The following is an 8,624-nucleotide window of genomic DNA, read 5'->3' as shown; positions in this document are numbered from 1 at the left end:
ACGCAAAGCAACACAAGCAACCTTCATCGCCGCTCCAACTACCGGACAAGGTGCAATGTGAAACCTACTCCTTGCTCTGCGGACTTCTGACAGGTGTCGTGACGGGCTTCAGGCCGATTTCCCGCGAGAACGTCAGCGTCTCGTCGGCAATGTAGCAGGAACCGTTGTCGCTCAGCCACTCGATTTCGCTGTCAGCCTTCAACGCACCGGCGAAACGGTTTTCGACCGCCTGAAGCATCACGTCGCGCACCATGTCACCGGTGTAGCCGCCGGTGCTCGCAGCCCAGCTCATGGCTTCCCGGTCGCAGCAGTCCAGTGCGAAGACGACGCGCAAGGGGGCACCGTCGTCGCAGCGGAATTCGAAACCGTCCGAGCACCAGCGCACGTTGCTTTGGTCCACCGCGACCTTGCCATCGTGCCGACGCGTAGACGGGGCATGACGAGGTCGGCGTTCGAGCAGCAGGCCGTGGCGGCGCATGACGCGATACACCCGTTTTGCATTGACGCGAGGTTCGCCCAGCGCGTCCCGGCTTCGCCTCAACAGCGCCCATGCACTTTACTGCTGCGCAACGTGTGCCGGAACAGCTGCTACATCGTCACCGGTGTCATCCTGTTCGCAACTCCCGGCTATACCTCTGCCTCGACCGGATTGAGCGTAATCGAACACGCAGGCGTTGCCATGGTCGTTGCCCCATTGAATCCGCAGCCGCCCCTTTTGCGGCACACCGCGCACGAAAATCATGCCGCCTTGTCCGACCCATCCCATGCTTTCCCCCTTCTCGTTCAGCACGTTGGCTCCCATCGGTGCAACGTTGCCGCTCGCAGTCTTTACCCGCATCAGCATCGGCATACCCTGCTTCGTCGGGAATTTCGTCCTTACTACCGCCCCCGCTCGCGGCACAACGTCCTCGCTGGTGCTCTCCAGCTCAACGTCATCCGGTAAGAGTTGAGGGTCAAGCGTGATCGTATTGCTTCGATATGGCGTGAGATAGGGCACCACGGCATATCCCGAGCTATCGACCTTCACGCCCGGCGCATTCGTAACAGCAGCGTCCTTCGCGCCATCGGCCTCGATCAATGCAACCGCGTCGTCTGGATCAATAGCCTGTCCCAAGGTAATGCCACCGGCGTGCCCAATTATCGAACCCGACACACCAAGCGCTTGCTGGTTCGCGCCGTTACCGACTGATGCGGACGCATTTGCCGAACCGCGGCCGCCGTTGTAACTGCCAGATACTCCGAGCGAAGTCGCTCGAGTACCTGCGCCGCCGCTATAGCCAGCATTCAGGCCGTACGACCAGGCATTGTTGGTACCCGCCGTGCCACTTGTGCTTGTCTGCAGCGATGTCTGATTGTGGCCAATGCTGACAGATGCGTTCAGGTCGCTAAAGACTGGCTTGCTTTCGATCTGACCACCAAACGGTATCGACACACTTACGTAAATCTGGTTGTCCTGTCTGCCGGACGAATCTCGTGTGCGCTGGACGGATATGTTATAACTTCCCCATCTCGCGCCGTTTGAATACCCGATCTGAAATTGGAGATCTCGCCCTCCGCGGTTCCAGTAATCGACGACACTACCCATCGCATACAGTGAGCCACTTTCGCCCAACCGTTGGCTCACGGTCAGTTGCGCCCGGTCTCGGGTCCGATAGGCTCCATCCGTATAGATGCTTCCATAATTCCGGATGTTACTACGCGCCTGCATCGCTTCGGCAAGACTATAGTAACCCGACGTCGAATAGCGATAAGCGGCCACTGTTAGGCTCGTATTAGTCTGAGGCAGAATCTTGGCATAGCTTACCCGCCAGCTGATTCCCTGTCGGATCGGCACGCCCGGCAGTGACGTGCGTGCGGACGTTATATCCAGCGCAAATGCACCGATTGACGAATTGAGCGCCGCCCCGAACAAACCGGCCACATATCCATTAGCCGCCACAAACCCGGTGTAGCCCGTGATCAAATTGCTCAGACCGCGTTGATAGATGACTTGCGCGACGTACGGATGCCCATCGCCGTGCCCCCATTGAGTACGATACTGACCTGCCGCGATGCTGAAGCGACTACTGCCCGCGCGCAGCAGCTGAGGTACACTGGCATAGGGTACGAAGAACATTCGTTGAGACCCGTTAGCCTCAGTCACCGTTACCTGAAGATCACTGCCATATCCAGTCGGATTCAAATCACGGATTTCAAAAGGGCCAGGCGCCACCGTCGTCTGATAGATCACGTAGCCGTTCTGGCGAACTTCGACTTTCGCGTTAGTCTGCGCCACACCCCGCACGACCGGAGCGTATCCTCGCAGTGAGTCCGGTAGCATGCGGTCGTCGCTGGCGATCTGGACACCACGCAGTTGGAAACTATCGAATATCTCGCCACGGGTTGAGTTGTCGCCGACCGTCAGTGTCGATTTCCACTTCGTCAGATCATGCTGTGCGTAGGTTTCGATGGACCGCCACTGTGCGCCGATGCCTCTCGTATAGTCGAGCGACATGCGTTCCCGTAACCGCCAGCCCCCGTAGTTCATACCAGCCACCATTCCCAAATACAGGCTGTTGTCGGTACGACCATAGGCCGATGAACGGTAGACGTTCATGTCGTAGCGTAACATTCCGGCCGTGATGCCACTATCCCAGCGCGATGGACTTACCTCACCACGTGCCATGTTGCGTAGATCGGCTTGTGGCACGCTCAATTGTAGGTGCTGGCTCGACCCGTCGTACTTATAAGATGCCGACGGAATGCGCACTCCCAGATCAATACATTGTTGTGCGTTGTCTCGGGTTGCTTCAGGCCAATGGCTTATGTCGACCCCGGCAGCATCTAACAGCGAACGCGTCAAGCAGGGTTCAGCACTTTTGTTACCGCTCCTGAGTTCGAAATGCACCTCGCGGCGCCCGAGCGGTGAGTCGTTCAAATACAAATCGACATCGTATGTGCCAGGCAGCACCGCGTTTCCGCTCGAAAAGCGGCGCACGTCCACCGCCGGCCCGACCATAAAGCTGGGATCGAAGTCCACGACCGCGTTAGGAGACTCTGATGCTTGTGCTGCCCCCCAAGCCTGGGGCATACCAATCGACAGCAGGATCCCAACCCACATAGCGATCGGCCTCATTCTATAACAAGGACTACTATGCATATCGATATCTGTTACGGACGTACGCGATGTTGCTATCGGTATATTGCTCGCAAGAATATTTGAATAAATGCGATGGCGTCAGGTGAAACGCATGTCCCGACTACTGAACGGATGCCGTCCCCTTGCTCGAAGCGCCATAGTCATTGACGACAGAGTAGTTGACCTGCATCGCACCTTCAGGCCGACTCCTCGTGTTCTTCAGCGAAAAATCGGCCGACTTAAAGGCCTCCACCATGCCTTGGCCGGCATCGACTGCACCTCGTGCGGTTCTCAGCGAAACCTGACCAAACGACACCGCGTATGGTGCCGGGTTGTCGGCATGGAGTACCCATTCATCGTTTTCACCCGGCCGTATCGTCCACTTGATCTGCGCAGGAACCTCATCGGGACGGCCTCGTAGCCCCGCCGGTCGGAAGAACACCTTGATGCGCGTTCGGTAGGCAAGCTGCAGTAAGCTTTCTCCTTTCGGGGCCTCAGCTTTCGGCGGAATCTCCAGCACGTTGAGCCAGTACACGGACTCGCGATCCTGCGGCAACGGCTCCTGCGTGTACCGCAAACGCATGGTTTGCCCCTTGCCCGGCTCAACGCGAAAAACAGGGGGAGTCAGCGTGAAGGGAACATCGACGTCTTCAGGCTTTGCAGACGCATTGCCAATATCGAGCCACGCCTGCACAAGCACCGGTCGCTTGCCCTTGTTGAGCGCTTGCACTCCGACTTCCCTGCTTGAAGCCGGATAGACGATGCGCGTACTCGGAAGCACAATATCCGCGTGGGCCATCATCGGCAGAAACGCAGCGGCCATGCAGGCATGTGAGAGACTCCCTGAGAAAATTCGACGGATCGACACTGTTTCTCCTTGAATGAGCCGGACACGTCGACGGCAGACCGTCCGCCGCCAGTACGCGTGCATTACTGATAATTGAGCGAGTACGTTACGTGACTCTGCACAGGTCCTGCCGTGGCTGCACCGTCGACGGCGACGTATTTCGCCCTGTAATCCATCGATGCTGACCCGCTGACAACCGGCGTCGATTTCACCGTCGATGCATTACCCACGGTAATCGGGGAACTGTCCGAGTTCATTAGTTGAATTTCTACATTCTTTGCGGCAGCGGTATCATCACTCTGATTCTTTAGGTTGCCGGTACTCGCGTCGAGGCTTGCATTCGCCTCAAACGCAGCCGCCACCGCTTTCGTACCGCTCGAACAGTCGCTTACCTTTATCGTGAACAATTGCGAACCGACCGCATCTCCCGGTTTTGCCAAAGAATTGGCTGATACTGTCGGCAAAGGCACATTCAGGTTTTTGCTGGTGGCGTCAACAGTGCAGGTTTGCGCCGTCACGATTCCTTGAAAATCCACTTCACCGTCCGAAGCGTAGGCCGACACGATTACGCCCATTCCCAGCAGCAACGCAGCGCTCGCGTTGAGCACGTTCTTTTGCTTTGTTTTCATAAAAATTTCACCTATAAATCTGTAGATCGGCGCGTTATTGAAACGTCATCTTCACTCGTAATTCAGCGTCCATGTCACGTGGCTGGCAACATTCCCCGCAATTGCGGCGCCACCAACCGCAATGTAGTTCGCGGAGTAGTGAAGATTGGCCGAGCCGTCGTCTTCGATCGTAGTCGGTGTGATGCTCGACGGGTCTCCCACTTTGATGACGTTGGCATCCGCTCCACGCAACTGGAGCTGGACGTTTTCCGCACCGCCATCAGTGGCACTGTCACTGTTCTTGAGATAGCCAGTGGCTATGTCGACATCAGAGCCTGGCTCGAAACTCGCCAGCACCTTGGCATCTTGACCCGTCGCACAGCCCTTGAGTTTGATAGTAAATGCCTGACCACCGGCAGTGCTGCCATCCTTGTTTAGTGCCTTTTCGGATACCGTCGGAAGCGTAATAGACAGCTTTTTGGTCGAAGTATCTACCTGGCAGGTCTGTGCAGAGATTGTCCCCGTAAACGTAACGGTACCGTCCGACGCGTGAACTGACGTCATTGTGCTCACTCCTCCAAAAAGAACGGCACCAGCGAGCGCAAATTGACGTAATCGTGATTTCATGGATAGCGTCCCCCTCAAAAGAATAGGATTTCATTATTTCATTGGTTGCGGCTCACGTGTCTCAGCACACACTGAAAAAGACTCGGATATGTCCGAGTCTCGATTCGACCGCGTGCCTGGGGGCATCGCAAGTTGCGACATCGCTCATATTTCTCTTGCCATAGCCGAACACTCGGATTTTTCCGATAAAAATTAGGCCATATCCCACAGGCGTGCATTGTTTGCTGCTGCATACTATATATGGTGAAATATTAAATCATAATCGCATTTGCTTTAAAAATGGCATGCCTGCTATCCAATTTGTTGATTTATTTCGAGCAGCTCGACTCGAATAAGCGGGGAAACGTCGGGCGGCATGCAGAGTTTCAGTCTTTTCTGACGGGTAAAACGCTAGTTTTGTACGCCGATGAGTAAATAATTATGATATGGAACCGCAGGATCGGGAGGGCTGAACCGAAACAGCCAGGCGCAGCTGACGCTCTCCTCGTGCAAGACCGAAAAGCGCATTGCCTTGGAATGCTCATCGCGGCGATAATCGGTGTCTGGGGCGCCGCCACGTATGCAGCAGCGCCCCAGGTCGATGGTGTCGGTCCAACCCGATTGCTAAATCTACCGTCTCCTATTTCCGTGCCACGCGATGCCCCCCCCGGAACTCTGTTAACCGATTGGATTAAATCACCGGAAGATGGAGAAACATACTCGTGGACAACCAAAAATAGCATATTCGGTGACGGGGTCGGCATGGACCTTCATTACATAGGGGGCAATGCATCGGTAAATGACCTGGATGATGTTGTTGAACCTCCGGAGAGCGGAGGTCGTGTCCAGGTAAGAAAAACCAATGTTCCCGGCATCGGCTTGGCACTATCTACGCGGGTTCATAACACTGCGTGTGGAAGCGAGTGGACGCCCTTTAGCGCTGCAAGTGATAATGGAGGGATACTTCTCTACCAGGAATTTTGCAAACATCAAACAAACGGTAATTTCAAGAGCGGCAGCCAACTGGCTGTTGCGCTCGTGAAACTCGCCGATCAAGTATCACCTGGCACCGTTAGTGCGACTTCTGTGGTCCAAGGGACCCCATGGAATAACGATCGCAAAATGTCTGGCAGCCCGACACCGACTACGTACAAAATAACCGCGGTTCAAATTACGCAGTCGACTTGCCAAACGCCCAATGTCCCAGTCGATATGGGCACGGTCTCGGCAGGGGATTTCGAGGGTGTCGACACCAAAACCACGCCGAAGGATTTCAAGATCATGTTGAAAAACTGTCCGGGGGGTATGAACAGCATCAAATATCAACTGGACCCAACTACTCCGATCAAGGATAAGTTCAACTCGGTGATCACCCTCCAAGCTGGCGGCGCCACGGGTGTTGGGCTGCAACTGATGGACAATTCGGGCAGCGCGGTGCCGTTGCAGGAGGCTATCCCAGTTAGCGATTACCACGGCAGCGGCGGAAACTTTACCATTCCGCTGAAAGCGGCATACTACCAGACTGATTCGAAAATTACGGGTGGCGCAGCCAACGCGGCGGTCGACTTTACGATGACGTATGAGTAACTAAAGTCGACCGGCCAAAATTGACCCAAGACGTTTCTTGTAGCCATTTGGCAAGTGAGTTCTCTTTTATCTTAGAGGCAAGGAGAACTCGATGAAGAAGCGATTTACCGACGAGCAGGTCATCCGGATCTTGCGCGAGGCCGAGAGCCGGGACGAGCCGGTGAAGGATCTGTGCAAGCGCCACAACCTGATTAACGCGCGGCATGCTTTACGTGCCAGCGTCAATCAACAAACGCGCATCAGCGACAATCAAAAAAGCGCGTCAGTCAATAAACACTTGCCTGCGTCAATCAACATCGGCATCATCAACCTTGCCGCGACACTCTCATCTTGTTTGTCGCGCCACACGCAGAGAAAAACGAATTGTTCGGAGCCGACTGTGTAGCCATGCGAGGGTACGCTCGACGACCCAGCGTGTCTTGCCAAGGCCGCTGCGGTGAGGCTCTCCACGGCGAGCGATCTGCGTGGCGATACCGGCAGCGTGCAGAAGCTTGCGATATTTGCCGTGGTCGTAGCCGCTCGCTTGCACGACGACGAGCTTTGACAGCGGCCGTCCACGCTTGCCGCGAATGGGAGGAATGGCCCTGATCAGAGGCAGTAGTTGAGCGACGTCGTTGCGGTTGGCGCCAGATCGGTGGGATAGGGTCCTGTTTTTGACCTGATCCCACTGCGCGAATGGAGGAAGAATCGATAACCACGCGAGACCAGTCGATGCGATCGGCCGCTCGAAGTTTCGTCAGCAGCACCTCGTGCAGCCGGTCCCAGGCGCCTGCCTGTTACCAGTCGCGCAGTCTGCGCCAGCAACTCATGCCCGAGCCACATCCCATTTCCTGCGGAAGCATCTCCCAGGGAATGCCGGATTGCAGCACGAACAGGATGCCGGTGAGCACGGCGCGGTCGTCGTGCGGCTTGCGTCCCGGGTATCGCGTGCGGCGTGGCTTCGGTGGTGGCAGCAGCGGTTGGATTAGTGATCACAATTCGTCATCGAGTATCGGTTTTGCCATAACCCCCTCGTCAGCGAAACGACGAAGAGGTTAACAGAGCGTGCGCCGGGTTAGCAGCCCCCGCTACTCATTTTGCTAGATCCTGTAACGGCTGAAGGGAAAACGATCCAGTCTGGAGGCGTGTAGGCGTTCCTGCTGCCGGGCTTCGTCTACTCGCCCGACGAGCTCAAGCAACTGCACGAGAAGGAGCCGAAATGATCTTCATGAAATCCGCGTGGCCGTATTTGCTGACAGCGCTGCTCGGCGCGGCGGTCGGTGCCGGCGTCGAGCACCTGATCGGCGCGCGCCTGCTCGCCGACGAGCAGGCAGCGCGCTCGGCGGACGCGCAGCGGCACGCGAACGACCTGACGACGATCTCGCACGCGGCGCTTGCCGCGGAGCAGCGCGCGATCGCCGCCCACGACGCTGCCGCGTCGCAGGTGGCCGCCATTGATGCACAACTCACGAAGGAGCGAACCGACCATGAAACCGAAAATCGCAGCCTGCGCGCTGTTCTGGCTGCTGGCACTGACCGGCTGCGCGTCGCCGTCCGCAACTGTACTGCAGCCGGTGCCGACGGTCTGCCCGGAGCTGCCAGCGCCGCCGGCGTGGGCAATGGTGCCGCCGCCGTTGCAGACATCGACCCAGCGGTTGCGGAACGCGTTTTTGGGGTCGCCGGCGACGACCAGCGCGAAATCGACAAACTGAAGGCGGTGCAGGCATGGGCGTGCGCGGTGCGGCCGGCGACGCCCGGCTGCCAGTGAATTCGATTGCTTGTGAGGCTATTCGAACCTAGAAAGAGGTGGCCTCACTCGTTCGGACAGTTTTCTGAGATTTTTAAGTGGAACGTCCGAGGCAATCATGCTGCCGATTTG

General features: G+C 56.7%; 6 protein-coding genes and 3 pseudogenes. 3 read left to right on the top strand and 6 right to left on the bottom strand.

Annotated elements, in window-relative coordinates:
- Nucleotides 1-73: 73 nt before the first annotated feature.
- From WS91_RS19925 to WS91_RS33795, 5 genes and pseudogenes are all read right to left on the bottom strand, one after another.
- Nucleotides 74-550 (bottom strand): annotated as a pseudogene (locus WS91_RS19925) (DDE-type integrase/transposase/recombinase); the annotation flags it as partial.
- Between the two features lie 6 nt (nucleotides 551-556).
- Entirely contained in the window at nucleotides 557-3,019 is a 2,463-nt protein-coding gene (locus WS91_RS33805) for a fimbria/pilus outer membrane usher protein (protein WP_442854976.1), read from the bottom strand.
- A gap of 220 nt (nucleotides 3,020-3,239) precedes the next feature.
- Nucleotides 3,240-3,941, bottom strand: coding sequence for a fimbria/pilus periplasmic chaperone (locus tag WS91_RS19915; RefSeq protein ID WP_059584129.1), 702 nt, complete (start codon nucleotides 3,939-3,941; stop codon nucleotides 3,240-3,242).
- Between the two features lie 107 nt (nucleotides 3,942-4,048).
- Nucleotides 4,049-4,594, bottom strand: coding sequence for a fimbrial protein (locus WS91_RS33800; protein ID WP_082717273.1), 546 nt, complete (start codon nucleotides 4,592-4,594; stop codon nucleotides 4,049-4,051).
- 51 nt (nucleotides 4,595-4,645) lie between these two features.
- A complete protein-coding gene (locus WS91_RS33795) occupies nucleotides 4,646-5,137 on the bottom strand; it encodes a fimbrial protein (RefSeq protein ID WP_063889482.1) in 492 nt (163 codons plus the stop codon).
- An 804-nt stretch (nucleotides 5,138-5,941) separates the two neighbouring features.
- Between WS91_RS33795 and WS91_RS33790 the strand changes: the two genes are divergently transcribed.
- Complete coding sequence (locus WS91_RS33790) at nucleotides 5,942-6,766, top strand: fimbrial protein (protein ID WP_197422255.1); 825 nt, start codon at nucleotides 5,942-5,944, stop codon at nucleotides 6,764-6,766.
- 91 nt (nucleotides 6,767-6,857) lie between these two features.
- A pseudogene (locus WS91_RS33785) lies at nucleotides 6,858-6,956 on the top strand (transposase); the annotation flags it as partial.
- A 156-nt stretch (nucleotides 6,957-7,112) separates the two neighbouring features.
- On the opposite strand, the pseudogene WS91_RS33780 reads toward WS91_RS33785, so the two are convergent.
- Nucleotides 7,113-7,731, bottom strand: a pseudogene (locus WS91_RS33780) (transposase); the annotation flags it as partial.
- A gap of 242 nt (nucleotides 7,732-7,973) precedes the next feature.
- Between WS91_RS33780 and WS91_RS19900 the strand changes: the two are divergent.
- Nucleotides 7,974-8,513, top strand: coding sequence for a lysis system i-spanin subunit Rz (locus WS91_RS19900; RefSeq protein WP_059670847.1), 540 nt, complete (start codon nucleotides 7,974-7,976; stop codon nucleotides 8,511-8,513).
- Nucleotides 8,514-8,624: the final 111 nt, after the last annotated feature.

The organism is Burkholderia sp. MSMB1498 (genome assembly GCF_001526245.1).
Taxonomy (GTDB): domain Bacteria; phylum Pseudomonadota; class Gammaproteobacteria; order Burkholderiales; family Burkholderiaceae; genus Burkholderia; species Burkholderia savannae.
This window is presented reverse-complemented; position numbering and strand designations above follow the sequence as displayed.